This is a genomic window from Microbispora sp. NPDC046973, assembly GCF_040644495.1.
Taxonomy (GTDB): Bacteria; Actinomycetota; Actinomycetes; order Streptosporangiales; family Streptosporangiaceae; genus Microbispora.
On sequence record NZ_JBEYWQ010000004.1, the window covers coordinates 18,517 to 44,189 of the forward strand.

The window sequence follows — 25,673 nt, forward strand, 5'->3', positions numbered from 1 at the left end:
GCCCGGCCCGCCCGTGAGCGGGCCGGGCAGGTGGCTCACGTCGTGCGGTACGCCTCCGCCTGGAGGTTGTAGAGGTCGGCGTAGAGGCCGTCGAGGGCGATCAGTTCCTCATGCGTGCCGTGCTCGCGGACCTTGCCGTGGTCGAGCACGTAGATGCGGTCGGCGTAGCGGACGCTGGCGAGGCGATGGGTGATGAGCAGCACGGTCCGGCCGTCGGCGTGCCGCCGGATCCGCTCGAACAACGCGTGCTCCGCCCTGGCGTCGAGGGCGGCCGTGGGCTCGTCGCAGATCAGCAGGGGCGCGTCCCGGTAGAACCCCCGGGCCACCGCGATCCGCTGCCACTGCCCGCCCGACAGCTCGTGGCCGTTCTTGAACCGGCGGTCCAGCAACGTGCGGTAGCCGTACGGGAGCTCGGCGATGACCTGGTCGGCGCCGGCGACCTCGGCGGCGCGGGCCACCTCGGTCTCGCCCTTCTCCATGCCCATCGTGATGTTGTGACGGGCGGTGAGCGGCCACCGGGTGTGGTCCTGGGCGATGACCGCGATCCTGCGGCGCAGGCTGTCGGGGTCGACCTCGGAAAGGTCGACGTCGTCCCACCGGACGCGGCCGCCGTCCGGCTCGTACAGCCCGGCGAGGATCTTGGCGAGGGTCGTCTTGCCCGAGCCGTTCTCCCCGACGAGGGCCACGACCTCCCCGCGCTCGATGCGGACCGACACCCCGCGCAGGGCAGGGGACGGCGCGGCGGGATAGGTGAAGGTGACGTCCTCGACCGTGATGCGGCCGAAGCCGTCGGGGGCCGTCCGATCGCGGGCTGCCGGGATGCGGCCCTCGGCGTGCGCGATGAAGTCCAGGAAGTCGGTGAAGTAGAGGCCCTCCTCGTAGAGCCGGTTCGTCGCGTACATGAAGTTCGACAGCGACGTCTGACCGGACCGGATGGCCAGCACCGCGGTGCCGGCCACCGCGAGCGGCACCGCCCCCGCCGCGAGCAGCAGGCCGAGCGCGACGTAGACCGCGCCCTGTCCCAGGCCGCCCAGCGCCTCACCGAGGACGCGGGCGACGGTCTGCCGCCGCGCGAGGTCGAGCATGACCCGCTGCTCGCCCCGGGCGACCGCGTCGAACATCCGCAGCAGGAAGCCGCGCATGGTGAACGTGCGGACCTCGGCCGCGGTGTCCTTGTCCGCCAGCAGTTCCTCGATGATCCACTTGCGCCGTCTGGCCGGGACGAGCACCAGGGCGGTCGTGTAGCGCATCCTGGCGGTCCGGACGGCCGCCCAGGCGTCGGGGACGACCGCGAGCAGGAGCAGGGGCAGCAGCACGGGATGCAGCACGCCCAGCACGCCCGCCGCGGCCACGATGCCGACCAGGCCCGACAGCGTGTCGATGGTCGTGCTCACGATCATCTCGGCCATCTGCATGCCACGGATGCGGGCCCGCTGCAGGGCGTCGTGGAACTCGGGGTCGTCGAAGCTGACGAGATCGACCCGGCTGGTCAGGGTGTAGAGCCGCTCTTCCGTGATCCGGCTGACCTGGGGTTCGAGCCGGGACTGGGCCCAGTTGGACCCGGCCTGCAGGGCCGTGCGCGCGGTGGCTGCCAGGCCCACGAGCAGCAGGGCGGGCAGCGCGGCCCGGACCCGCTCCGGGGTGGGGCCCGCCTGGAACAGCGCGGTCAGCACGCCCGTCGTGGCGAGCAGGCCGAAGGCGGTGAAGACGCCGCCGAGTGTGCTCAGCGTGACCGTGGCCACGGTGTCGCGGCGACTCGCCTCCCAGGCGATGCCCAGCGCCTGCCGGATGAGCCGGGGCAGCCGCCGCGCGACCGTGAGGAAGCCGAGCCCCGCCATCGTGCCGTAGTGTCGCGCCCATTGCGGAGACTCGACGTCCGCCATGTCCGGCAGGTCGTCCTCCGACAGATGATCTGGTCCCCCCTGTTGTGTGACCGTCATGCCTGCAGTGTGAACGCGTGCGCCGACAATTTCCCGGGCCTCGTTCGCGGCGACGGCTTTGACGCACGCCCCTAACACCTCGCCAGGACCCGTATGCAGAGACGTTATCGGCACAAACTTGACGGCGTGCCGGTCGAAGTGGGTTGATGGGGCCTGCTGACAACGTTGTCAGCCATATGTGTCTTCGGGGGCCCGAAATCCTCGTTAAAAGCCTGAAAGGAATGTTGCGATGAGACGACGGTGGATGGCGGCCGTCGCGGTCTCTGTTGCAGGTCTGCTCACTCTTTCCGCCTGTGGTGGCGGTGACAAGAAGGAGAGCGGAGGCGGTCAGGCCGCGCAGAAGAAGGTCGAGGTCTTCTCGTGGTGGACGGGTCCCGGTGAGGCCGACGGCCTCAAGGCGATGCGTGACATCTTCGCCAAGCAGAACCCGGACTTCGAGTTCTTCGACGCCGCGGTGGCGGGCGGTTCGGGCGACCAGGCCCGCGCGCTGCTGTCGAGCAAGCTGCAGGCCAACCAGCCCCCGGACACCTTCCAGGGCCACGCCGGCGCCGAGCTCCAGGGCTACATCAAGAGCGGCAAGCTGGAGTCGCTGAACTTCCTGTACGACGAGCTGAAGCTGAAGGAGGTCTTCCCGCAGCAGCTCATCGACCAGATCTCGGTGCAGGGCCAGGTGTACTCCGTGCCGGTGAACATCCACCGGTCGAACGTGCTGTGGTTCAACCCCTCGGTGCTGAAGAAGGCCGGCATCGACGCCGCGCCGAAGACCGTCGAGGAGTTCATCGCCGACCTCGACAAGGTCAAGAAGTCCGGGAAGATCCCGCTGTCGATCGGCTCGCAGTGGACCCTGGTGCACCTGCTCGAGTCCGTGCTGCTCGGCTCGCTCGGCACCGACGCCTACAACGCCCTGTGGACGGCCAACGCCGACTGGTCCAACGCGAACGTGACCAAGGCGCTGGAGAACTTCAAGACCATCCTGTCGTACGCGGGCAGCCCGCAGGACGACTGGCAGCCGGCGGCCAAGCAGGTCGCCGACGGCGAGGCGGCCTTCAACATCATGGGCGACTGGGCCTACGGCTACTTCCACAACCCGCCGCAGGGCGGCCTCGGCAAGGAGTCGCACAAGGACTTCGACTGGGCCGCGTCGCCGGGCACGGACGGCACCTTCATGTGGCTGTCGGACAGCTTCACCCTGCCGAAGGGCGCGCCCAACCGCGACGGCGCGATCGCGTGGCTGAAGGTGGCCGCCAGCAAGGAGGGCCAGGACGCGTTCAACCCGCTGAAGGGCTCGATCCCGGCCCGCAAGGACGCCGACCAGTCCCTCTACAAGGACTACCTGTCCTGGGACCTGGAGCAGTGGGCGAGCGACAAGCTGGCCGGCTCGATCCAGCACGGCGTGGTCGCCAACGACCAGTGGCGTCAGGCCATCACCGACGCGGTCGGCCTGTTCCAGCAGGACAAGGACGTCGCCAAGTTCCAGCAGGCGCTGGTCGCGGCGGCCAAGAACAGCGGCCAGTGAGCTGATCTCCTCGTACGGCTCACGCTGTGCCTGTGGCCGAGCTTCGCTCGGCGGGCGGACGGGCGCCTTCAGGCGGTCAGGTCGTGCCGGAGGCGCGCAATGTGCGCGCCCCTCGTCACGTACTCGCTCGTCCCTCGCTCCGTGCGTTCCTCAGTCCAGCCCACCGCCGCGCCCGCCGCGGCTGGTGGGGGGACGAGAGACGGCTTGGGACGGCGTGGGCCGTACTTGACTTCTGAGAGGTACAAGTGACGCGGGTGCGCAGATGGCTGCCCGGGCTACTCCTGGTGTCGCCGTCGATCATCCTCATCGCGGTCTTCGTGTACGGCCTGCTGGGCTGGAACTTCAAGCTCGCCATGACCGACAAGCACGACGAGATCGCGGAGATCCCCGGCAACTTCGTCGGGCTGGAGAACTTCACCGGCATCTGGAGCGAGGAGCGCTGGGGCCTGTCGGTCCGGCACGCGATCGTGTTCACCGTGGTCTTCGTCGGCGGCGCGCTCGTCCTCGGCTGGTTCCTCGCCTTCCTGATGGAGAAGGGCATCCGGGCGGAGAGCGGCTTCCGCGCCGTCTACCTGTTCCCGATGGCCGTCTCCTTCATCGCCACCGGTGTGGTCTGGCGGTGGCTGATGAACAGCGCGATGGGTGAGCAGGCGGTCGGGCTCAACCGGCTCTTCCACTACCTGGGGGTCGACTTCCTGCAGTGGCAGTGGTTCCGCGATCCCGACTGGGGCATGGCCGCCATGGCGATCCCGGCGATCTGGCAGATGTCGGGATACATCATGGCGTTGTTCCTGGCCGGGTTCCGGGGCGTGCCCGAGGAACTGAGGGAGGCCGCCCGGGTGGACGGCTGCAGCGAGTGGGGGGTCTACCGGCACGTGGTGCTGCCGATGCTGCGCCCGGTGACGCTGTCCGCGCTGATCATCCTCGGCCACATCTCGCTGAAGGTCTTCGACCTCGTCGTCGCGGTGTCGGGCAAGCAGATCATCACCGACGTGCCCGCGACGTTCATGTGGACGGCGGTCTACGACTCCCACGACCCGGCGAAGGGCGCGACGATCGCGTCCTACATCGTGCTGTCCGTCGCCGTCTTCGTCGTGCCCTACCTGATCTGGGACGCCCGTAAGGGGAAGCGCTCATGACCGCGCACGTCGCCGAGAAGGCCCCGCGCACGTCGCCGGCCGCCCCGGCCCGCGAGAAGGGCCGGGCCGGCACCTGGGTGCGGCTCGTCCTGCTGCTGCTGTTCGTCCTGGTCTTCCTGATCCCGGTCTACGTGCTGCTGGTCACGAGCTTCAAGCCGCTCACCGAGGCCGACCCCACACAGGCGTGGAACCTCCCCAGGGTGTGGACGACCGAGGCGTGGAGCGTCGCCTGGGAGAAGCTCGAACCCGGCATCGTCAACAGCTTCCTGCTCGCGGTCCCCGGTTCGCTGATCTCCGCCGCCCTCGGGTCGCTGAACGGGTACGTGCTGTCCAAGTGGCGCTTCCCCGGCGCCGACGTGCTGTTCACGCTGTTCCTGTTCGGCATGTTCATCCCCTACCAGGGTGTGATGATCCCGCTGGTGCAGCTCATGGTGAACCTGGGCGACACCCTCGGCGTGCAGCTGTACGGCGGCATCCCGGGCCTGGTCCTCGCCCACGTGGTGTACGGCATCCCGATCTGCACGCTGATCTTCCGCAACTACTACGTCACGATCCCCGACGAGCTCATCGAGGCGTCCCGCGTCGACGGCGCGGGGATGCTGCGGACGCTCTGGTCGATCGTGCTGCCGGTCTCCGGCCCGGCGTTCGCCGTGGTGATCATCTGGCAGTTCACCTCGATGTGGAACGACTTCCTGTTCGCGGTCTTCCTCACCGGGCCGAGCTCCTGGCCGACCACGGTCATGCTCAACAACATCGCGGGCGCCGTGACGACGCCGTACAGCCAGCAGATGGCGGCGGCGATCCTGGCGTCCATCCCCACGATGGTCATCTACGTGCTGCTCGGCAGGTTCTTCATGCGCGGTCTCATGGCGGGCGCGCTCAAGGGCTGAGTCTCCGGGGCTCTCCGGGGCTCTCTGGGGCCGAGCCTCAGGAGTCGAGCCGGCCGGCCACCAGCGCGTCCCCGAGAGGGGTGCGCCGGTAGAGGACCTGCCGTCCGACCCGGACGCCGGCGACCAGCCCGGCCGCGCGCAGCGCGGTCAGGTGGCCGCCGGCCGTGCCGAGCGCCAGCCCGAGGCGGGCGGCGAGCTGCGTGGTGGTCGCCGGGGTCTCCAGCTCGGCCAGGATCCCGGCTCGTGACCTGCCGACCAGCCCGGCGAGCGCCGCCGCGCCGCCCGCCCGCGGGTGCGCCGCCGCCACCCCGCGTGCCGGATACACCAGCGCGTACGGCCACGCCTCGTCGAGGTAGGCGATCACCTTGCGGACGAAGAGGCTGGGCAGGAACAGCAGACCGCGGCCGCCGAGCCGGTGCCGTTCGTCCCGGTCGCCGGAGGCCGCCACCTCGATGCGGGCCGATGCCGGTCGCCAGCGGACCCGCGGGCCGAGGTCGTCGAGCGCCGCCGCCCAGCCGTACGTCGCCAGCCGCCCGGCCCGCTGGATCACGTCGCGCTCCAGGATCGCCCGGAAGCGGGGCCACTGCGGCGCGACCAGCTCGGTCCAGGTGCGCTCGAGCCCGTCGGCCAGGAGCGCGACCACGCCGTCGTCCTCGAGGATCGCCATGATCTCGGCGGGCGGAGGCGGCCGCCCGTCCAGCGACATCGCGATCTCGGTCCGCGCCCGCTCCAGGGGCGTGGCCCGCATCGCCGCGATCTCCTCGGCGAAGGCGACGTCGATGCCGGTGGGCGGCGGCGCGATGAAGTCGGCGTTGTAGGCCCCCTGCCGGAACAGCGCCACCATCGCCCGCGCTCCCGGGCTGCCGGAAAGCAGCCGGGCGAACCGGGGACGCGCCGCCGCGGCCCAGGGCGCGTGCACGCCCGCCTGCGTCCGCCCCGACAGCATCCACATCGCGTGCATGGTCTCGTTGAGCGGGGAGATCGCGAAACGGCTGGCGGCGATGTCCTGCGGGCTCACCTCGATCCGGTACACCTGCTCACCCTTCGGCCATTTCCGAAACGTTAGCGCGGCCGGAGACGGCGCGCCGAGCATGGGCGCCGGGAGGTGGGCCGAGACCATGGCCGCGAACCAGGAGAGATCGACGTTCCGGGCGTGCTTCGCCGTCGCGGAGTTCCGCGTGCTGTTCGGGAGCCAGCTTCTGCTGGTCCTGGGCGACACGGTGAAGATGCTCGCGTTCTCCGTGCTGGTCTACGCACGGACGGGGTCGCCCGGGCTGGCCGCGCTGGCGTACATGATCGGGTTTCTGCCGCAGGTGGCGGGCGGAATGCTCCTGCTGTCGCTCGCCGACCGGTGGCGACCAAGGGCCCTGATGGTGGCCGGCGACCTCCTGCGCGTGGGCACCTGTCTCGTCCTCGGCCTCGCGGACCTGCCGATCGGGGTCATGCTCGCGCTGGTGTTCGCGGCGGGCGTGCCCACACCGCTGTTCTCGGCCGCGCGCGCCGCCGTGCTTCCCGACGTGCTGGCGGGGGACGCGTACGTGCTCGGCCGTGCCGTGTTCACCACGACCTCGGCGGGCGCGCAGGTCGCCGGGCTGGCCGTCGGCGGGGGCCTGCTCGCCGTGACGGGCCCGCACCGGGCGCTGCTGATCACCGCCGCGCTCTCGCTGGGCAGCGCGGCGCTGTCCCGGTTCGGGCTGCGCGACCGTCCGGCGCGTGCCGCACACCGGGCGGGGGCCGTACGGACGACGCTGCGGGTCAACCGGGAACTGCTGTCCGGCCGCGCCGTCCGGGGACTGCTGCTGGCCGGGTGGGTGCCGCCGATGCTCTCGGTCGGCGCGGAGGCCGTCTACGTGCCCTACCTCACGGGCGAGGGATCGGCGTGGGGCGCCGGGGTGGTGCTGGCCGCCGCGGCGGCGGGCATGGGCGTGGGGGAGTTCGCCGTCGGCAGGTTCGCGCCGCCCGCCGCGCGCGAACGGCTTACCCTCCCGCTGGCGCTGCTGCTGGGCGCGCCGCTGCTCGGATTCGCCGCCCGACCGGGGGTCGCCGGGGCGGCGGCGCTGGCCGCCCTGGCCGCGGCGGGGCTCGCCTACAACCTGGGGCTTCAGCGGCGGTTCCTCGACGCGGTTCCCGAGGCCGCGCGCGGGCAGGCGTTCGGCCTGCAGACCTCCGGGCTGATGACGGCCCAGGCGCTGGGCGCCGCCGCCGTGGGCGGCCTCGCCGAACTCGTGCCCGCCCATCTCGCCATCGCGCTGTCGGGCTGCGGCGTGATCGCCGTCGTGCTCGCGCTGTGGGGTGATCTGCGGGGTGATCTGCGCGGCGAGCCGCCGGGGCGGGTCAGCCCGCCGTACGGTCCCGGCGGGGCAGGGGAGGGCGCTCGCCCGAGCCCCGCGGAACCAGCCGCGTAGCCAGTTCGATTCTGCTGGTCGGCCCCTCGGCCCCGGACAGGCGCATGAACAGCAGGTCGGCGGCCGTACGGCCGAGCCGGGCGGGATCCTGCGCCACCACCGTGATGCCCAGCATGTCGGCCAGTTCGAAGTCGTCGAACCCCACCAGGGCGAGGCCGCCCGCGGCGCCCGCGTCGGCGGCGTCCCTGAGCGAGGCCAGCGCCCGCAGGGTCTCCACGGTGGTGCGGCCGTTGCCGGTCAGCAACGCGGTCGGGGGGTCGGACGCCGCGAGCAGCCGGGTCAGGCCGGCCCGCATCCGCGCCGGGTCCGGCGGCCCCATGACCACCAGGCCCTCGTCGTACGGCAGGCCGGCGGCCGCCAGCGCCTGCCGGTAGCCGCGCAGCCGTTCGGCGGCGGTGAAGATCCCGGGGGAGTCGCCGAGGAAGGCGATGCGGCGGTGGCCGTGCGCGATCAGGTGGGCCGTGCCCGTCCGGGCTCCGCCCGCGTTGTCGCAAAGGACGGTGTCCGCCTCGCATCCCGCGCCCGGCGGCCGGTCGGCGAAGACCGCCTTTATCCCGGCCTCGAACTCGGGCGCGAGGTAGTCGTGGTCGCTCCCCGCCGGCACGATGATCAGCCCGTCCACGCGGCGGGCGCAGAAGGCGAGCACGAGATCGCGCTCGCGGGCCGCGTCCTCCCGGGACGACCCGGAGAACAGCAGGTAGCCGTGGTGCAGCGCGGCGTCCTCCACCGCGCGGCTGAGGCTGGAGTAGAAGGCGTCGGCGACGTCCTCGATGACCAGGCCGACGCTCGCCGTGCGGCCCCGGCGCAGGATGCGCGCGCTGTCGTTGCGGCGGTAGCCGAGCCGCTCGATGGCCTCCTGCACGCGTCCGGCGGTCGCGGCGTTGACACCGGGCTCGTTGTTGACGACACGGGAGACGGTCTTGAGCGCCACACCGGCCGCGGCGGCCACGTCGTTCATGGTCGGACGGCCGCGTCTCGTCTCTCCCACGAAGGGATCATCTCCCATCTCATGGACCCTAGACAACGTTGTCAGTTCCTTGGTGAGAGATGGTCGCTTTTGTGGGGACGTGGGGGTGTGCCGGTCACGGACTGCCGGGGTGTGCGCGGCTCGCGCCTCCGGTGGCGCGCAGGTCGGCCTCGATCCCGGCGGCGGTGGCGAGCAGCGGGGGGAGCAGGTCGCGCCGGGCCGACTCCAGGGTGGTGCGGCTGGCGTGCGAGGAGATGTTGACCGCCGCCACCACCCGGCCCCCGCGGTCCCTGATCGGCGCGGCGATCGAGCGCAGCCCCTCCTCCAGTTCCTGGTCCACCATGGCCCAGCCCTGGTCCCGTACGCGGTCGAGCGCGGTGCGCAGGGCGACCGGCGAGGTGGTGGTGTGCGGGGTCAGCCGATCGAGGTCGGCGCGGGCGAGGTAGGCGTCGAGATCCTCCGGGGGGAGCCCCGCGAGCAGCACCCGGCCCATCGAGGTGCAGTACGCCGGGAAGCGCGTGCCGATCGCGATCGTCACACGCATGATCCTGGCCGTCGGCACGCGGGCCACGTAGACGATGTCGGTGTCGTCCAGCACGGAGACCGACGCCGACTCGTGCACCTCGGCGACGAGCCGCTCCAGGTGCGGCAGCGCGACCTCGGGCAGGGACAGGCTCGACAGATAGGCGTAGCCCAGCTCCAGCACCCGGGGCGACAGGGAGAACAGGCGCCCGTCGGTCCGCACGTAGCCCAGACCGGCGAGCGTCAGCAGGAACCTGCGCGCCGCGGCGCGGGTGAGACCGGTCTTTCGGGCCACCTCGCTGAGCGTCAGCTCCGGGCTCGCCGCGTCGAACGCCCGGATCACGGCCAGCCCCCTGGCCAGCGACTGGACGTGCTCCTCCGCCATGACCGCCCACCTCCCGACCGAACCCTAGCGCCGGCCGGCGACGGCCGGGGGACGAGCAGGGGACGTGCGGGGCGCGTGACCCCGGCCGGTAGGGTTTGGCGAATGATGAGGGCGATCACCGACAATCGGGGAAAGCTACTGCTGGTGGGCGGTTTCGTCCTGGCGGCGCTCAACCTGAGGCCCGCTCTCGCGGGCGTGTCGCCGCTCCTCCCGGCCATCATGCGGGACCTCGGCCTCAGCCCCGCCGCGGGCGGCGCCATCACCACGGTGATGGTGGTGTGCCTCGGCCTGCTCGCCCCGGTCGCTCCCGCGCTGGCCACCCGGATCGGGCTGGACCGCACGCTGCTGGCCGGTCTGCTCGTCCTCGCCGCCGGTGTCGCGCTGCGCAGCGCGGACGGCGTGCCGGCGCTGTACTGCGGCGCCGCCCTGGCCGGCACGGCCATCGCCGTCATGAACGTGGTCATGCCGGGCCTCGTCAAGCAGCACTTCCCCGGCAGGATCGGGCTCTTCACCGGCCTGTACGTCTCGGTCATGGTCGGCGGGGCCGCCATGGCCTCGGCGGCGATGGTCCCGCTGGCCGGACAGGTCGGCTGGCGGGCGGCGGCGGGGTCGCCGGCGCTGCTCGCGCTGCTGGCGGCGGCCGTGTGGTGGGCGGCGCGCGCGAGGCCGGGCGTGCAGGACCCGGTGGCGACGACGGCGGCGGGGCGGGCCGGCCGTTCCCGGCCCGGCGGCCCAGGCGGGCGGCCGTACGCGACCCTGCTCCGGGCGCCGGCGACGTGGCCGGTCATGGCGTTCATGGGCCTGCAGTCGCTGACCTTCTACGTCCTGCTGGCCTGGCTGCCCACCGTGTTCCAGGCCGCGGGCCTGCCCGCGGATCAGGCGGGGTATCTGCTGGGCCTGACGAACCTCGTGCAGATCGCGGCGGCGCTGCTGGTCCCGCTGCACGCGGGCCGGGCCCGGTCCCAGGTGCCGCACGTGGTCGTGGCCGTGCTGCTGACCATCGGCGGATATCTGGGCGTGCTGCTCGCGCCCACCACCGTGCCGTGGCTGTGGATGATCGTCCTCGGGCTCGGTCAGGGAGCCTCGATCGCGCTCGCCCTGCTGATCATCACGCTGCGGGCGCCCGATCCGGCCTCGGTGACCGCGCTGTCGGCGGTCGCCCAGTCGAGCGGCTATGTGCTGGCCGCGATCGGGCCGCTCGCGTTCGGCCTGCTTCACGAGCTGTCCGGCGGCTGGACCGTGCCCCTGCTCGCCGGGCTGGGGGCGTGCGCCCTCCAGCTGGCGTCGGGTCTGCTCGCCGCCCGCCCGGCGCCGGGACACCCGGGGCAGCCGGGGCAGCCGGGCTAGTCAGCGCGGCAGCCGTTCGAGGTCGATGGCGATGGGGAAGGGGGCGTCCACCGCGAGGCGGGTGTGGTGGACGCCGGTCACCTGATATCCGGCGCCGTCGGCGTCGAGTTCGAAGGAGTAGACGAAGGGCCGGGAGTCGGTGCTCTCGACCCGCCAGAAGTGGGGGATGCCGGCCGCCGCGTAGTGCCGCGGCCGCGCGTCGCGATCCGAAGCGGCCGAGTCGGGGCCGACGACCTCGATGACCAGGCGCACCTCCTCGGCGAGGTAGCAGGTCCTCAGGTCGTCGGAGGCGGCGAGGTCGTCGACCAGGGACACGTCGGGACGGGCGCGCCGATCGGGCCCCAGCAGGACGTCCATCCGGCTGACCGCCACCAGGTCGCCCGGCACCTGCGCGTTCAGGGCCGTGCGCAGGCCGTAGGTCACACGCTCGCGGAACCGCGTCTGGGGGCCCGTGGGGATGAGGCCGGCGTCGGGCTGATCGGCATCGGGCTGATCGGCGCCGTACCGCCGGTCTCCGGCCGCGGGCCGGAGCCGGGAGAGCCGGTCGGAGACGCCCCCGGCCCCGCCTCCCGGGCGGGGCTGGAGCCAGTCATCGAGCACGCTGGTCATGGCAGAAGCCTAGCGTCACCCTCGGTGATGACCGAACTACTCGCGTCGCCCTAAGCAGGGTCGAGCGGGCGCAATTCGTCCGCGTAGCCGACCGAAAGGCGGCGCATGGTCCCGTCGTCGGTGATGGAGTACTGCCCCATGCGCCACAGCGGCGGCGAGTACGCGTGGATCGAGACCGAGCCGGGCGCCTCGCCGGTCAGCCGGTGGATGTGGTCGGGCCCGAACGCGAAGGCCTCGCCCGCCACGACCGGCGTCTCCAGGTGGACGCCGCCGATGCGCGGGTTGCACTCCTTCAGCTCGCCCGCCACCACGCGGACCGCGCCGGAGGAGACGTCGTGGTCGTGCCAGCCGGTGTCGTCCCCTGGCCGCCAGCACAGCAGCCACACGTCCACGTACGAGTCGCGGTGCAGCGAGACGTAGTGGCGTCCCCCGTCCTGCGCGCCCTCGAAGCCGAGGTGGTGACGCCACAGCTCGGGCCGCGCGGCCAGGTCCTCGACCAGGGCGAGCAGCTCGCGGCGGTCGAGCGCCCGGGCGGGCAGGTCGCCGAAGGGGGTCAGGTCGGCCGAGGAGGCACAGAGCGCGCCTTCCTGGATCGTGGGCGTGCTCATTGGTGCGGCTCCTTCCGGGACAGCAGGCGGCCGGGATTGGCCACGCGGACGGCGTGATCGACAGCTCGTTGTGCGGGGTCGCCGGGGTCCGGCCACGCCGACTCGGCGTACGGCTGGTCGCTGCCGGCGACGAGGACGTCGATTCCGAGTTCGCGGATCACCGCGTCGGCGGCCCGGGGGCCGTAGGACGACGTCTCCAGGAACAGGTCGGGATCCACCAGGCCGCGCCCGGCGGCGCCCCGGCTCAACTGGCGCTCCCTGTGCAGCGGGGCCAGCCCGGCCAGCAGCGCGAAACACACCTTCAGCCGGGGATGGCGGGGCCGGCCGAACGCCTCGAACGCGTACCAGGCGGCGTGCATCTGCTGCACGTACGGCACGACGGGGGCCCACCACGCCGGGCCCGCCGCCGCGGCGGGGCCCGGGTGGACGAACAGCGGCAGGCCGCGGTCCTCCAGCACGTCGAGCAGCGGCGCGGCCAGGGCCAGCCCCCGGGCGTCCCCGAGCGCGGTGGCCGGAAGCTGCAGCCCGGCCAGGCCCTCATCGAGGGCGCGGGCGAGCCGTACGGGATCGGGGTCGGTCACCGGGGCGGCGGCCCAGGCGCCGAACGGCGCGGGCAGCGCGCGGGCGTCGGCGTGGTAGGCGTCGATGAGCGGCCACGCCTCCTCGGGAGGCAGGTGCTCGATGCCGAGCGGGCTCGACAGGGAGACGAGGGCGAGGTCGAGGTGGGCGTTGCGCCTGCGCCGGATCGCCACGTCGTGGTCGGCCGGATCCGCCTCGTACGGCGGCTCGCCGTCGAGGACGAGCGTCCACCCGTCGAGGCGCGGCGGGCGGGTGCGGCGGCGCAGCGCGTCGACGAGGGACGGCGTCCACAGGTGCTGGTGCACGTCCACGCTCATCGGCCGCCCTCTCAAGAACTCCTTATTCCCTACTAAGAATACATGCTTTTACGGCAGGTGTGACCCCGGGGCGGATGGCACACCCGCCCCGGGCCGGTCAGTCGTCGCCGAGGATCATGTTGAGGATCCAGCTGATCACGCCGACGACGATCGCGCCCCAGAAGGCGGCCACGAACCCGTCGACGTGGAAGGGGAGGTCGAGCTGCTCCGCGAGCCAGCTCGTGAGCAGCAGCAGGGCGGCGTTCACCACCAGGGCGAACAGTCCGAGCGTGAGCACGTAGAACGCGCAGCCGATCGTCTTGATGATCGGCTTGATGACGGCGTTCACGAGGCCGAAGATCAGCGCGACCGCGAGGAGGGTGCCGATCTGCTTGGCGGTGGAGCCGGCGCTGACGGTGATGCCGTCCACCAGCTTGGTGGACGCCCACAGGGCCGCGGCCACCACGACGATCTTGAGTATGACCTTCACCTCAAGAATCCTTCCACGGCACGGCAAAGAGTGCGCGGTTCGCGGGATGGCCGGAATGGGCGGCCTGCGCCGGGGGCGGGGAGGAGCGGCAAAAAGCCCGTCCGATTCAGGCGGTCTTTCTCCCGCCTCGGGGGTATAAGCGGCAAACCTGGGGGAAACCGATGAGTTGGGGGTGAGATCGGATGGATGTGGAAGAGCTCGAGTCGCTCCCCGCGAAGGAGCTGCACGACCGCGCCGTGCGCTATGCCGTACGGCACGGCGATCTGGGATTCCTGTGGGACCTGCTGAAGGTCATCCCGGCGGCCGAGGCCGCCAGTGGCAACAGCGAAGAGACCGCGAACGACCTCAGCAGGGTCTCGGCGTTGCTCAGCGACGCGATCGGGGCGGGTGAGGGCGAGCTCGGCGACGCGCTCCGGCCGGTCTACGTCGACTATCTGTCCAGACACCCCGACGCCTGAGCGCGGGGGCGAACGCTCAGCAACCTCTCATCTCCGCACGTCACAATTGGCGGCGTGGTCAAGACACAGGTGCTCGTCGTCGACGACGAACCCGAGGTCCGCGACGCGATCGCCCGGGCGCTGCGCGTGGAGGGGTACGGCGTGGCGACCGCCGGAGACGGCATCGACGCCCTCGACGCCATCGGCGGCGCGGCGCCCGACCTCGTGGTGCTCGACGTGCTCATGCCGGGCATGGACGGCATCGAGGTCTGCCGGACGCTGCGCGGAGACGGCAACCGGCTGCCGGTGCTCATGCTGACGGCCCTGGACGGCATCGGCGACAAGGTCGCCGGTCTCGACGCGGGCGCCGACGACTACCTGGTGAAGCCGTTCGCGCTGGAGGAGCTGTTCGCCCGGGTGCGCGCCCTGCTGCGCCGCGCCGCGCCGCCCCCGGAGGCCGGCTTCGCCGACCTGGTCCTGCTGCCCGACAGCAGGCAGGCCCGGCGCGGCCGCCGGCTCATCGACCTGACCAGGACCGAGTACGCCCTGCTCGACCTGCTGATCCGCAACGGCGGCCAGGTGCTGACCCGGCAGGTCATCCTCGAACGCGTCTGGGGCTACGGCTTCCGGCCCGGGTCCAACCCGCTGGAGGTCTACATCGGTTACCTGCGCAAGAAGACCGAGGCGGCGGGCGAGCCGCGGCTGATCCACACCGTCCACGGCCTCGGGTACGCGCTCAGGGAGCCGACCGCTCCCTCCGCCGCCGGGGAGGAACGGTGAAGCTCCGCTGGCGCCTCGCGATGGCCTCCGCGCTGGCCGGCGCGGTGAGCGTGATCGTGGTCATCGTGGCCGCCTACTTCATCACCTGCCGCCGGGTCGAGTGGGCGATGGACCACTACGGGACGTACGAGAACTACGGCGGCTACGGCGACCCGCCCCCCAACGGCGTGCTGGCCGCTCTCGCCGACGTGGACGACCTGGGCTGGCCCTTCCTCGCCGTGGCGCTCGGCGGCCTGGTGCTGTCGGGAGCGCTCGGCTGGCTGGCCGCGCGGGCGGCGCTGCGGCCGGTCAACGCGCTCAAGGACGCGGCGGGACGGGTGGCGACCACCCGGGACCTGACCACCCGCATCGACGTGACGGGGGACGACGAGCTGAGCAGCCTGGCCCGCAGCTTCAACGCCATGCTCGACGCCCTGGAACGCTCCGCCACGTCGCAAAAGCGCCTCGTCGCCGACGCCTCCCACGAGCTGCGCACCCCGCTCACCGCCCTGCGGACCAACATCGAGCTGCTGATGAGAGGCCACCTGCCGCAGGAGGTCCACGAGGAGGTGAGCCGGGCCGTGATGAGCGGCCTGGAGGAGCTCACCGCGCTCGTCTCCGACGTGGTCGAGCTGGCCCGCGACGAGGAGCCGGCCGTGCTCGTGGAGAGCGTGCGCCTCGACGAGCTCGTGGAGCGGGAGGTCGCCAGGGCGGCCAGGCACTGGCCGTCGACGGCGTACTCGGTGTCGGCGGAGCCGACGGTGGTGCGGGGCGTGCCCGACCGGCTCGCCCGGGCCGTCGCCAACCTGCTGGACAACGCGGCCAAGTACAGCCCGGCCGGCGGCCTGGTCGAGGTGTCGCTGCGGGGCGGCGTGCTGACGGTGCGCGACCACGGCCCCGGCATCTCCGCGGACGACCTGCCGCACGTCTTCGACCGCTTCTACCGCGCGCCCTCGGCGCGGGCGCTGCCCGGATCGGGGCTGGGCCTGGCCATCGTGGGCCAGGTCGTGGACAGCCACGGCGGCAGCGTGTCGGCCAGCCCCGCTCCCGGCGGAGGGACGCTCGTCCGGCTGGCGCTGCCAGTAGGGTGAGGTCATGGGCTCTGTACGCGTCGAGCGGACCGAGGACGGGTTCGTCGCCCGCAACGAGCGCGGCGCCGAGATCGAGATGGGCTCCGGTGACGGCCTGTTCAGCCCGGTGGAGCTGCTGCTGGCCGCCGTCGGCGGCTGCAACGTCATGACGGTCGAACCGCTCACCGCCAAGCGCGGCCACCGGCTCGTACGGCTGGCCGTCGAGGTCTCCGCCGAGAAGGAGAGCCCGACGCTGCTGCGCTCGGTCACCGTGACCTACGACGTGGAGCTGCCCCCGGAGGACTCCGGGGAGGTCTTCGAGGCCGTCGCCGAGCGGGTCCACGAGCGCCACTGCACGGTGAGCCGGTCGCTCCAGAAGGGCACCGAGGTCAGGCTGGACCTCGGGAGGTAGCACGGGCGGGCGGGGCGCGTTCGGATGTAGGCCGGAAATCAACCTGCCTATGACGACTTCATGACAGGGCCCCTTGTAGTGTTGAAGCAAGTCCTCGGGAGAGGGCGACAGACTTTCTTGATAAAGGACGCGGATGGGGGAACCGCGTCCGGAAAGCGGGGGACCCGCCGGTGCCTTTGGGGAGGGCATTCCTGGCGGAACCGCTTTGATCCGGAGCCGGGCAGTTGGGGGACTGCCCGGCTCCGGCATTTCCAGGGTCCTGTACCCGTTCTCCTCCCGCCCGTCCCCTCCCCGCCTCCCGTCTGGCCGTCTGCCCGTCTGCCCGTCGCCCGTCTGAACTGGGCGACGGGCCTCGTCACGGGCGCCCCGGGAAAACGACCTTCGCCTTCGGTCTTTGCCTTCGATCTTCGCCTTCGTAAACCGGCGGTCTTCCTCTTGCCCGGCGGTCCCGCTTTTGCGGCGAGTTGCTTTATCGCGCCGTCTCCGGTGATTTCCTTTGTGCTCTCTTGCCGTACGGCCGCGGCGCTTTGCCGTGCGCGGACGAGGACGTCCGTCACGCACCGTCACCAGCGCAAAAGGCGGGGCGCTGATCAGTGGGCCCTCTTGGGGTAAACAGGACCAGAGGTAGATCTTCTGGGCGCTATGCGGCTTTTACTTTGCTCCATCCTGACTCGTCCTGTAGTGTCCTGTTTGCCGCCGACCGGTGGCTGGATTGGACTTGGAGAGGAGATCACCGTGGGTGACCCCACAACGACCTCTGAGCCAAGGCATATCGGATCACACGTCTGACTCACGACGGCCTTCCGGCCGATCGCCATAGCTTCAGCGCACACGCCTCCGGGTGAGCGACTTCTCCCCGGACACGTGGCCCGTCTTCGCGGTCTGCCGCACGCAGGTCCCTAGATGACGCATGGCCATTCTCTGTCGTCTCACGAAAGATCCCCAGCCCTGATGAAGACTCTGTTTGACCTGCGTGGCAACCGACGCCTCACCGCCGCGGCCACGTTTGTCGGCGCGGCGGCCGTCACCGCGTCCCTCGTGGCCGCCGTGCCCGCGCCCGTCGAGCAGTCGGTCAACGAGGCCGCCAACGTTTCCGCCGCCATGCCGGCGCGTCAGCCCTCCCTCGCCATCCCCGCGCACGAAGAGGTCCTGCTCCAGGGCAGCACCACCGGCTCGTACTTCTGGGACGACGCCTCGGGCCGCCAGGGCGACACGGGTCTGCCGGCCATCGGCAAGCCCATGCAGCAGGGGATGTTCGCCAGCCCGAGCTGGCCGCTCGGCACCGAGGGCTACATCTTCTACAAGGGCAAGAAGGCCAAGTTCTTCATCGGCGACCGCGGCCCGGGTGTCCCGTCGGACAGCGGTGTCATGCTCGACATCGACGGCAAGACCTTCGCCGAGCTCACCGGCACCACCTGGAACGAGGACACGCTGACCGTCAGCGGCGACCTCGGCCACATCCCGATCCAGTACGTCGTCACGAAGTGGGGCGACGGGCCCGGTCTGCGCGGCGAGCCGGTGCCGTTCTCCAGCGGCGCCTGGCGGAGCTGAGCCACGACATTCCGATCAGCGAGCGATGTGCGCGACCTTCGCGAGACTGCTAAGGTTACGGACATCGCGGGCGCCGCTAGCTCAGTTGGTTAGAGCAGCTGACTCTTAATCAGCGGGTCCGGGGTTCGAGTCCCTGGCGGCGCACCAGACGAAAGCCCAGGTCGGCACAGCCGACCTGGGCTTTGTCCATCTCTGCGGTCCGTTCCCGAGAGAAATCCATGCGACAAAAGGTGCAGTGGGCAATGATCCGGTCAAACGCACCATAGGATGGATGCGGGGTGCCGGGAAGTCTGGTCGGCGGTCGTCGAACCGAACCCGGAAACGGAGCGCCCGTGGCCCCAGCCCGCCGACTGTCCCTCCTCGGTCCCGGTTCCCGGGCCGAGACCCGCCGCATCGCCGACATCCTCCGCAAGGAGTCGATCGGCGGCGCGCTGCTCCTGATCGCCGCCGTCGCGGCCCTCGTCGTCGCCAACTCGCCCTGGTCCGAGGCGTACGCGGGGCTGCGCTCGGCCACGGTCGGGCCGGCCGCGTGGCACCTGGACCTCAGCCTCGCCAAGTGGGCCTCGGACGGGCTGCTGGCGATCTTCTTCTTCGTCGCCGGTCTGGAACTCAAGCGCGAGTTCGTGGCCGGGGACCTGCGCGATCCCCGCCGGGCCGTCGTTCCCGTCGCGGCGGCCGTCGGCGGTGTGATCGTCCCGGCCCTGCTCTACCTGCTGGTCACCTCGCTCATGGACGGCGAGGTGCGGGGATGGGCGACCCCGACGGCCACCGACATCGCGTTCGCCCTGGCGGTGCTCGCCGTGGTGGGGCGGCGGCTGCCCGCCGCGCTGCGCACGTTCCTGCTCACCCTGGCCGTCGTGGACGACCTGATCGCCATCGTGATCATCGCGGTGTTCTACACCTCGCACCTGTCGGTGCTGCCGCTGCTGGCCGCGCTGGTGCCGCTCGGCGTCTTCACCGTGCTGGTGCAGCGGCGGGTGCGCTCGTGGTGGCTGCTGCTCCCGCTGGCCGGCGTGACCTGGGGGCTGGTCCACGCCTCCGGCGTGCACGCCACGGTGGCCGGGGTGCTGCTCGGCTTCGCCGTGCCCGTCCTGCGCAGCGAGAAGGCGGGCGGCCCGGAGGCCGGGCCGGGGCTCGCCGAGCACTTCGAGCACCGGTTCCGCCCGATCTCGGCCGGGGTGGCCGTGCCGCTGTTCGCGTTCCTGTCCGCGGGAGTGCCGCTCGGCGGGGCGGGCGGTCTGACGAAGCTGCTCGCCGAGCCGGTGTCGCTCGGCGTCCTCGTCGGGCTCGTCGTGGGCAAGCCGCTGGGGATCATGGCGGCCACCTGGCTGACCGCCCGCTTCACCCGCGCCGACATCGACGAGGGGCTGGCGTGGGTGGACGTCGGCGGGCTGGCGATCCTGTCCGGCATCGGGTTCACGGTGTCCCTGCTCATCGGCGAGCTGGCGTTCGGCCTGGGCACGGCCCACGACGCCCAGGTCAAGCTGGCGGTCCTGACCGGCTCGCTGGTCGCGGCGCTGCTCGCGGCGGTGGTGCTGCGGTTGCGCGACCGCGCGTACCGGCGGCTCGCCGACGCCCAGACCGCCGAGACCGTGGGCGCCGGGAGCGTGACGGGCCGCGGGGCGGGGAAGCGGGACGCGTCCGCCTCCTGACGCTCACCAGGTGACGGGCAGCGCGCTGAACCCGCCGGCCAGCCTGTCCGCGTGTGCCTTCAGCTCCTCGTACGGCACCGCGAGCGCCAGCGTGGGGAAGCGCGCGAAGAGGGAGCCGAAGACCGCGCGCAGTTCGACCCGGGCCAGGGACGCCCCGATGCAGTGGTGCGGCCCGTGGCCGAACCCGACGTGCGGCTGGGGATCGCGCCGCCGGATGTCGAACGTGTCGGGATCGGGGTAGACGCGCTCGTCCCTGTTGGCCGCCGGGGTGGACAGCATGACCAGCTCGCCCGCCCGGATCCGCACCCCCGCGACCTCGACGTCCTCGTGCGCGTAGCGCACCAGCCCGTGCTCGCTGGGCGAGGCGACCCGCATGATCTCCTCGACCGCGCCGTCCACGAGAGAGGGGTCGCTCAGCAGCGCGTCGCGCTGGGCGGGGTTGCGCAGGAACAGCAGCACGCCGTAGTCGATCTGGTTGACCGTGGTCTCGTGGCCGGCGAACAGCAGGCCGCCCGCGATCCTCGCGACGTCGTCCTCCGGCAGCGAGGCGTCCGCCAGGTCGGAGTAGACGTCCTCGCCCGGGGCGTCGCGCTTCGCCTTCACGATCTCGTAGGTGTAGGTGTTCATCTCCATCTGGGCGGCGGCGGACCGCTCGGGGTGGGTGAGGTCGGTCATCGCCTCGGCCATGGCCCGGAACCTGTCCCTGTCCTCGTACGGCACGCCGAGAAGCTCGCAGATCACCTGGATCGGCAGCGGGAGAGACAGGCCGGCGTGCAGGTCCGCGGGCGGGCCCTGCTCGGCGAGCCCGTCGAGCAGGTGCCCGACCAGCGACGTGATCCGGTCCGACAACCTCCGCATGCGGCGGGCCGAGAACGCCGGGGTGAGCAGGCGCCGCATCTCCTTGTGGACGGACCGCTCCCTGGCGTACTCGCCGGACGGGCCGCCGAGCAGGGCGTTGTTCGACAGGCGGGCCGCGGTCTCAGGAGTGGGGTGGGAACGGCCGAATCTGTCGTCGGCGAACACCTGCCGAATCTCCTCGTAGCCCGTGATCAGCCACGCCTCGTCGCCCATGGCGGTCGTGACCTTGGCGATCGGCGCTCTGGCCCGCATTTCGCCGAAGCCGGGGGATATCCCCAGGACGTCCGGCCGCTCGAACGGCAACTGTGGGAGTCCGGGCATGGGTGACCTTCCCTTCGCTCGATGTCGGCCCTCTCGAATCTCTCCCCTGACTTCCTGCCCGGCAAGGTAGTAAAACCATGTCCGGTGTGACCGGAGAGGGGACGTTTGCCGCAGGGCACCGCCCGGCGCCCCGGCCCTGCCTGCCCCGCGAACGCCAGCGTCGTTCCGCGGCCCGGCATGAGACGGGTGGTACGGGAGGAACGCGCATCAAGTCGTGGTGAAGTCACCGCAACCGGCGGGAGATCTTCATCGGGGCCGCGGTGGCGCCGCCGCCGGAGGGGGGAGACCGCTTCTCACTACCAATCGTGTCCGGATGAGCACATCGTTGTCTCCCGGCACAGAGCCTGGAGGTGGTGACGAGTGCGGTTCTCAGCCGAGGACGCTACCTGGAGACAACTGAGCAGCGAGTACGCCGGTCGCTGGTCGATCTGGAGGAGCGACGCCGGCCGCTGGTACGCGACCCGGCTGACCAGGTCGCTGTCCCGGATCGAGATGGACCGGGGCCTGATCATGACCGCCTGCGGCGAGAGCGCGGAGGAGCTGCGCGCGCTGCTCACCGCGCAGGAGGGCCTGGCGGGCCAGACGCTCTCCTCGTGACGCCCAGGACGTGGGCCCGGCCCCGCCGGGCTCACGGCCCGAGAACCCCCGCCGCGACCCGAGCCCCCTGCCGTCCGGACGCCGGCCCTGAGGCGTCCCCGCAGGGCCCACTGCGAGTGTCGTGGGACGGGTGGGAAAATCCCTCTCATGACAGAACCAGCGGTTCGCGAACCCGTTCCCCCGACCGGTACGCAGCACACGATCGCCGCGCACGGATACGCGGCGACCGTCACCGAGGTGGGCGGGGGCCTGCGCGCCCTGACGTACAACGAACGGCCGCTGGTCATGTCGTATCCCGCGGACGCGCAGCCGGTGGGCGGCGCCGGGCAGTTGCTGCTGCCCTGGCCCAACCGCGTGCGCGACGGCAGGTACGACTTCGACGGCGAGACCAGGCAGCTCGCGATCACCGAACCCAGGACCGGCAACGCCGCGCACGGCTTCGCGCGCCTGATGCCCTGGACGGTCCTCGACCGGGACGACGCCTCGATCCGGCTCGGGCTGCGGCTGTTCCCCCAGCTCGGCTATCCCCACGTGCTCGATCTGGCCGCGTCGTACGCCCTGGGGGAGGCGGGCCTGGAGGTCGAGGTGTCGGCCGTCAACGTGGGAGAGGGCGTCGCGCCGTACGGCATGGGCGCGCACCCCTACCTCACCCTGGGCGAGGGGACGGTGGACGACGCCGTGCTGGAGGTGCCCGCGGCCGAGTGGACCCCGGTGGACGGGCAGCAGATCCCGGTCGGCCGCCGCCCGGTCGAGGGCACGGAGTACGACTTCCGCGAAGGACGCCGCATCGGCGGCACGGTGCTCGACACTCCCTACACCGCCCTGCGGCGCGACGGTGACGGGCTGGTGCGGGCCCGGCTCCGGACGGCCGACGGCGCGCGGGGGGTGGAGTTGTGGGCCGCGCCCGGAGTCGAATGGCTCCAGGTCTTCACGGGGGACACGCTGGCCGAGCCGTACCGGCGGGCCGGGGTGGCGGTCGAGCCGATGAGCTGCCCGCCGAACGCCTTCGCGACCGGCGAATGCCTGGTGCGCCTGGCCCCGGGGGAGCGGGTCGCCCACCGCTGGGGGATCATCGCGCTAGGGTGAGAGGGCACCCGGACGAACGGGCCATTATGCCGCATGCTGGACATGCACGATGATTCGGTCTGCGTGCATCGGAAGTCAAGGATGGGCGTATTTCAGTTATTTTCACGGCGACGCAGGCCATGCGGGCGCGTCCCGCGATCCTGGGGCGGGGGCCGGGAGCCCCGGAGGCGGTGTCGCTGACGTGCGCACTCCCGGCGCGGTGCGGAACATCGCCGGTGTTTTCTCCTTCGCGCCCATCACGGATCGGGCATTGACCGGAAACAATCTTGTTTCTATGAATTCACATGACTGCGTTGCGTGCCGTATCTTGAGCCGTGGGAGCGCTCCCATGAGCCTAAGGAGGCGCGCGTGACTCTCCCCTTCGGTACGGCGCCGGTCGACCCGGCCCCCGTCTGGACCGCGGAATGCCTCCTGCCCGCCGTCGGCGCGAGTGTCGCCGAGGCGCGCGCCCTCGTCCGCCGCGAGCTCGGCCGGTGGGGGCTGGACGAGCTCGTCGACGACTGCTCCCTCATCGTGAGCGAACTCGCCTCCAACGTCGTACGGCACGGCGGGAACGTCTTCACTCTCCGGCTCGGCAGCAACGGCACCTGGGTGTACGGCGAGGTCTTCGACCAGGGCGAGGGCGTGCCGGACCAGCGCGAGGCGGACCTCGACTCCATCGGCGGCCGCGGCCTGCTCATCGTGGACGAACTCGCCGACGACTGGGGAGTGGCCAGTTCGGGCCGGGGCGGCAAGACCGTCTGGTTCCTCGCCGGGGCGGGCTGCCCGTCGCCGCTGCCCGTCGTCCCGCACCAGATGCGCATCGCCGTCGGCTGACGCGCCCCTGCCATCTGCCCGGGGACCGCCCAGGACCGGGCGGGCCTGTCGTCTCCCCTGGGCCTTTCAGCGGGTCTTCGCGCCGTCGAGATGCGCGAGCACCGTGGCCGCTATCTCCTCGGGCCTGTGCGTGGAGGGGTCCACGGTCAGATCCGCCACCTCCCGGAACCCCGGCAGCCGCAGATCGCGCTGCTCGGTCAGCATGCGCACCAGGTCGGGCTTGAAGTGCGGGCGGTGGGCGCTCGACTTCATCCGCTCGGCCAGCACCTCGGGCGGGCCGTCGAGGAAGACCACGAAGGCGGGGGCCAGCGCGCGGCGCGTCCCGGGGTCCTCGACCGTGCTGGCGGCGGCCGCGATGACAGGGGCGGGGCGGGCCTCCAGCGCGTCCCGCAGCACCAGCGCCTCGCGGGCGTGCAGCTCGTCCGCGCCCAGACCGGCGGCCATCGCGGCGGCGGTCGTGCCGTACCTGGCCTCCAGATCGGCGTCGCTGTCGCGCATAGGACGGCCGAGCGCGTCGGCGAGCAGCCGGGCGACGGTGCTCTTGCCCGCGCCCATGAGTCCCATCACCACAATGGGGGAATCGGTCATGACTCGCATGCTGCCCTATACGGGCACCCACATGCGACGTTTGGAATCCGTGGAGGGGATAGAGCAGAAGGCGAAGGAGGAAACGCCATGACCATCGCCGGAAGCATCATCCTCATCATGCTGGGGGCCATCCTCACCTGGGCGGTCGACTTCACCATCGCAGGCCTCGACATCCAGGTGATCGGGGTGATCCTCATGGTGGGCGGTCTGGCCGGGCTGCTCTTCGGCATCTGGCGCCTGACGACGGTCCGCCGCAGGACCACCGTCACCGCCGCCGCCCCCGTGGACGCGACCGCCACCCGCCGCCACGTGTACGAGGAGCGGCGCTACGACGACCCCACCATCTGATCTGACCCCCTCCGACGGACTCGCGACGGTCTGAAGGGAGGCATGGACCATGCCAGGACGTAAGGAACTGCCCTCGACCCTGGAGCGCTCGCCCAAGGAGGCCCAGGAGACGTGGATCAAGGCGCACGACTCCGCCGTCGAGACGTACGGCGAGGGCCAGCGCGCCCACCGTACGGCGTTCGCCGCGCTCAAGCACTCCTTCGAGAAGGTGGGCGACCACTGGGAGAGGAAGGAGGGGCGCGGACCGTCGGACGAGCAGGCGAAGAAGGGCACGCCGAAGCCGGGCAAAACGGCCGAGGGCGTCGACGCGAACGCCTCCAAGCAGCATCTCTACGACGTGGCGAGCCGCCTCGGCATCCCGGGCCGATCGAAGATGACCAAGGACGAGCTCGTGGACGCCATCAAGAAGGCCAACCGCAAGGCGACCGCCAAGGCTCGCTGACCTCTCCCGTGCGCCGCCGACCGCCCCTGGACGGGGCAGCCGGCGGCGCTCTCATGTGGACGGCGGCTCCAGGCGGCCGGAGGCGGCGAGGAGACGGCGGGCGAAGGCGGCACAGGCGCCGCGGAAGTCCTCGGGCTCGATGACGGAGAAGTCGGCGCCGAGACGGGCGAGGCCGAGGATGAGCCATTCCCAGGAGTCGAGCCAGACGGTGACCCGGGTCTCCCCGTCGCCGGGCCCCCGGTGTATCTCGGCGTCCTCGAACTTCAACGCGTCGGCCACCTGGTCGGGCCGCGCCCGCACGACGAGCCGCACGCGCCTCCGGTCCGCGTTGAGGCCCTGGCGGAGGTACGCCAGGGCCGCGTCGGCCGGCAGGGCGCGGGGGCCGTGCCGTACGCCGGTGCGCACCAGGTCGCGGACGCGGTCGAGGCGGAAGACCCGCCAGTCGTCCCTGTCCAGGTCCCAGCCGAGCAGATACCAGCGCAGCAGGAGATGGATCTGCCGGTGCGGCTCCACCCGCCGGCGGCTCTCCTCACCGTGCCTGTCGCTGTAATCGAACCGCACGACCTCCCGGTCGCTGATCGCCTCGGCGAGACCGGCCACAAGCGCCGCGTTCACCGGGGGCGCGAGCTGCCGGCCGGTCTCCAGGCTCGCCCGCAGCGCGGTCACGCGCGGACGCAGCCGCGCGGGCAGGAACTGGTCGAGCTTGCCGTACGCGCGGGTGGCCGCGTCGTCGAGCGCCCCGTCCTCGCCGGAGCCGGAGGAGGCCAGAGTGGCGAGCCCGAGCAGCGCGGCGATCGCCTCGTCGTCGTCGAGGACGAGCGGGGGCATCGTCCGGCCCGCCACGAGCCGGTAGTAGCCGCCCGGTCCCGGTTGGGTCTCGACGGGATAGCCGTACTCCCGGAGCCGGTCCACGTCGCGGCGTACGGTGCGGGGGCTGACGTCCAGGCGTACGGCGAGTTCGTCCCCGCTGAACGGCCGTCCCGTCTGGAGGATCGACAGCAGGGCCAGCATGCGTCGGGTCACGTCGGCCACCCGCCCATCAT

The 25,673-nt window shown here is 71.8% G+C and carries 26 protein-coding genes, 1 tRNA gene and 1 pseudogene; 17 read left to right on the forward strand and 11 right to left on the reverse strand.

The genetic code is table 11. The features are described 5' to 3' along the window. Positions 1–35: 35 nt before the first annotated feature. Positions 36–1,940 (reverse strand): ABC transporter ATP-binding protein, encoded by a 1,905-nt coding sequence (locus ABZ860_RS10000; protein ID WP_357217679.1) that lies wholly within the window; start codon positions 1,938–1,940, stop codon positions 36–38. Positions 1,941–2,169: 229 nt separating this feature from the next. Between ABZ860_RS10000 and ABZ860_RS10005 the strand changes: the two genes are divergently transcribed. The 3 genes from ABZ860_RS10005 (at position 2,170) to ABZ860_RS10015 (ending at position 5,485) form a co-directional block, all read left to right on the forward strand. Then, on the forward strand, positions 2,170–3,456 hold the full coding sequence (locus ABZ860_RS10005) for an ABC transporter substrate-binding protein (RefSeq protein ID WP_357217681.1): 1,287 nt from the start codon (positions 2,170–2,172) through the stop codon (positions 3,454–3,456). 254 nt (positions 3,457–3,710) lie between these two features. Beyond that, positions 3,711–4,595 carry a sugar ABC transporter permease gene (locus ABZ860_RS10010; RefSeq protein WP_357217684.1) on the forward strand — a complete coding sequence of 295 codons (885 nt, stop codon included), beginning with the start codon at positions 3,711–3,713 and terminating at the stop codon, positions 4,593–4,595. Next, on the forward strand, positions 4,592–5,485 hold the full coding sequence (locus ABZ860_RS10015) for a carbohydrate ABC transporter permease (RefSeq protein WP_357217687.1): 894 nt from the start codon (positions 4,592–4,594) through the stop codon (positions 5,483–5,485). Before ABZ860_RS10010 ends, ABZ860_RS10015 begins: the two co-directional genes overlap by 4 nt. Before the next feature lie 37 nt (positions 5,486–5,522). On the opposite strand, the gene ABZ860_RS10020 is transcribed toward ABZ860_RS10015, so the two are convergent. Then, on the reverse strand, positions 5,523–6,518 hold the full coding sequence (locus ABZ860_RS10020) for a winged helix-turn-helix domain-containing protein (protein WP_357217690.1): 996 nt from the start codon (positions 6,516–6,518) through the stop codon (positions 5,523–5,525). A gap of 85 nt (positions 6,519–6,603) precedes the next feature. Here ABZ860_RS10020 and ABZ860_RS10025 point away from each other — a divergent pair, with 85 nt between their 5' ends. Continuing rightward, positions 6,604–7,890 carry an MFS transporter gene (locus ABZ860_RS10025; RefSeq protein ID WP_357217693.1) on the forward strand — a complete coding sequence of 429 codons (1,287 nt, stop codon included), beginning with the start codon at positions 6,604–6,606 and terminating at the stop codon, positions 7,888–7,890. Here the strand turns inward: ABZ860_RS10025 and ABZ860_RS10030 are convergent. Together ABZ860_RS10030 and ABZ860_RS10035 are read right to left on the reverse strand one after the other, a co-directional pair. Further along, complete coding sequence (locus ABZ860_RS10030; protein ID WP_357217696.1) at positions 7,820–8,896, reverse strand: LacI family DNA-binding transcriptional regulator; 1,077 nt, start codon at positions 8,894–8,896, stop codon at positions 7,820–7,822. The genes ABZ860_RS10025 and ABZ860_RS10030 overlap by 71 nt on opposite strands. 76 nt (positions 8,897–8,972) lie before the next feature. Next, a complete protein-coding gene (locus ABZ860_RS10035) occupies positions 8,973–9,764 on the reverse strand; it encodes an IclR family transcriptional regulator (RefSeq protein ID WP_357217699.1) in 792 nt (263 codons plus the stop codon). Between the two features lie 102 nt (positions 9,765–9,866). Between ABZ860_RS10035 and ABZ860_RS10040 the strand changes: the two genes are divergently transcribed. Further along, positions 9,867–11,111: an MFS transporter gene (locus ABZ860_RS10040; protein ID WP_357217702.1), complete on the forward strand. Its 1,245-nt coding sequence runs from the start codon at positions 9,867–9,869 to the stop codon at positions 11,109–11,111. On the opposite strand, the gene ABZ860_RS10045 is transcribed toward ABZ860_RS10040, so the two are convergent. The 4 genes from ABZ860_RS10045 to ABZ860_RS10060 form a co-directional block, all read right to left on the reverse strand. Continuing rightward, positions 11,112–11,720 (reverse strand): Uma2 family endonuclease, encoded by a 609-nt coding sequence (locus ABZ860_RS10045; protein WP_357217705.1) that lies wholly within the window; start codon positions 11,718–11,720, stop codon positions 11,112–11,114. A 50-nt stretch (positions 11,721–11,770) separates the two neighbouring features. After that, a complete protein-coding gene (locus tag ABZ860_RS10050) occupies positions 11,771–12,328 on the reverse strand; it encodes a cysteine dioxygenase family protein (RefSeq protein WP_357217707.1) in 558 nt (185 codons plus the stop codon). After that, positions 12,325–13,224 carry an amidohydrolase gene (locus ABZ860_RS10055; RefSeq protein ID WP_357217709.1) on the reverse strand — a complete coding sequence of 300 codons (900 nt, stop codon included), beginning with the start codon at positions 13,222–13,224 and terminating at the stop codon, positions 12,325–12,327. The genes ABZ860_RS10050 and ABZ860_RS10055 overlap by 4 nt, the downstream gene beginning before the upstream one ends. A 97-nt stretch (positions 13,225–13,321) precedes the next feature. After that, positions 13,322–13,693, reverse strand: coding sequence for a phage holin family protein (locus ABZ860_RS10060; protein ID WP_357217711.1), 372 nt, complete (start codon positions 13,691–13,693; stop codon positions 13,322–13,324). Between the two features lie 182 nt (positions 13,694–13,875). Here ABZ860_RS10060 and ABZ860_RS10065 point away from each other — a divergent pair, with 182 nt between their 5' ends. From ABZ860_RS10065 to nhaA, 7 genes and pseudogenes are all read left to right on the forward strand, one after another. Beyond that, a complete protein-coding gene (locus ABZ860_RS10065; protein WP_357217713.1) occupies positions 13,876–14,151 on the forward strand; it encodes a hypothetical protein in 276 nt (91 codons plus the stop codon). 54 nt (positions 14,152–14,205) lie between these two features. Continuing rightward, positions 14,206–14,910, forward strand: a complete 705-nt coding sequence (locus ABZ860_RS10070) for a response regulator transcription factor (protein WP_357217715.1) — start codon at positions 14,206–14,208, stop codon at positions 14,908–14,910. After that, positions 14,907–15,980, forward strand: a complete 1,074-nt coding sequence (locus ABZ860_RS10075; RefSeq protein WP_357217718.1) for a HAMP domain-containing sensor histidine kinase — start codon at positions 14,907–14,909, stop codon at positions 15,978–15,980. Before ABZ860_RS10070 ends, ABZ860_RS10075 begins: the two co-directional genes overlap by 4 nt. 4 nt (positions 15,981–15,984) lie before the next feature. Beyond that, a complete protein-coding gene (locus ABZ860_RS10080) occupies positions 15,985–16,371 on the forward strand; it encodes an OsmC family protein (protein ID WP_193201427.1) in 387 nt (128 codons plus the stop codon). A gap of 1,101 nt (positions 16,372–17,472) precedes the next feature. After that, positions 17,473–17,874 (forward strand): annotated as a pseudogene (locus ABZ860_RS10085) (hypothetical protein); the annotation flags it as partial. A 118-nt stretch (positions 17,875–17,992) separates the two neighbouring features. Beyond that, positions 17,993–18,069 (forward strand) — tRNA-Lys (locus ABZ860_RS10090). Between the two features lie 185 nt (positions 18,070–18,254). After that, positions 18,255–19,574, forward strand: coding sequence for a Na+/H+ antiporter NhaA (nhaA, locus tag ABZ860_RS10095; RefSeq protein ID WP_357217721.1), 1,320 nt, complete (start codon positions 18,255–18,257; stop codon positions 19,572–19,574). Positions 19,575–19,577: 3 nt separating this feature from the next. Here the strand turns inward: nhaA and ABZ860_RS10100 are convergent, their stop codons facing one another. Further along, positions 19,578–20,753, reverse strand: coding sequence for a cytochrome P450 (locus tag ABZ860_RS10100; protein ID WP_357217722.1), 1,176 nt, complete (start codon positions 20,751–20,753; stop codon positions 19,578–19,580). 360 nt (positions 20,754–21,113) lie between these two features. Between ABZ860_RS10100 and ABZ860_RS10105 the strand changes: the two genes are divergently transcribed. The 3 genes from ABZ860_RS10105 to ABZ860_RS10115 all read left to right on the forward strand — a co-directional run bounded on the left by ABZ860_RS10105 (position 21,114) and on the right by ABZ860_RS10115 (position 23,252). Next, positions 21,114–21,350 (forward strand): hypothetical protein, encoded by a 237-nt coding sequence (locus tag ABZ860_RS10105; RefSeq protein ID WP_357217725.1) that lies wholly within the window; start codon positions 21,114–21,116, stop codon positions 21,348–21,350. Between the two features lie 147 nt (positions 21,351–21,497). Continuing rightward, positions 21,498–22,436, forward strand: a complete 939-nt coding sequence (locus ABZ860_RS10110) for an aldose 1-epimerase family protein (RefSeq protein ID WP_357217728.1) — start codon at positions 21,498–21,500, stop codon at positions 22,434–22,436. A gap of 348 nt (positions 22,437–22,784) precedes the next feature. Next, the gene (locus ABZ860_RS10115) at positions 22,785–23,252 is read left to right on the forward strand and encodes an ATP-binding protein (RefSeq protein ID WP_357217730.1); all 468 of its coding nucleotides are present in this window, start codon (positions 22,785–22,787) and stop codon (positions 23,250–23,252) included. A 66-nt stretch (positions 23,253–23,318) separates the two neighbouring features. On the opposite strand, the gene ABZ860_RS10120 is transcribed toward ABZ860_RS10115, so the two are convergent. Then, a complete protein-coding gene (locus ABZ860_RS10120; RefSeq protein ID WP_357217733.1) occupies positions 23,319–23,840 on the reverse strand; it encodes a shikimate kinase in 522 nt (173 codons plus the stop codon). Positions 23,841–23,927: 87 nt separating this feature from the next. Here ABZ860_RS10120 and ABZ860_RS10125 point away from each other — a divergent pair, with 87 nt between their 5' ends. Both ABZ860_RS10125 and ABZ860_RS10130 read left to right on the forward strand, forming a co-directional pair. Then, a complete protein-coding gene (locus ABZ860_RS10125) occupies positions 23,928–24,188 on the forward strand; it encodes a DUF6458 family protein (RefSeq protein ID WP_030505976.1) in 261 nt (86 codons plus the stop codon). Between the two features lie 49 nt (positions 24,189–24,237). Continuing rightward, on the forward strand, positions 24,238–24,630 hold the full coding sequence (locus ABZ860_RS10130) for a ChaB family protein (RefSeq protein ID WP_357217737.1): 393 nt from the start codon (positions 24,238–24,240) through the stop codon (positions 24,628–24,630). A 51-nt stretch (positions 24,631–24,681) separates the two neighbouring features. Here ABZ860_RS10130 and ABZ860_RS10135 read toward each other — a convergent pair whose 3' ends face one another. After that, positions 24,682–25,653, reverse strand: coding sequence for a WYL domain-containing protein (locus tag ABZ860_RS10135; RefSeq protein ID WP_357217739.1), 972 nt, complete (start codon positions 25,651–25,653; stop codon positions 24,682–24,684). Between the last annotated feature and the right edge of the window lie 20 nt (positions 25,654–25,673).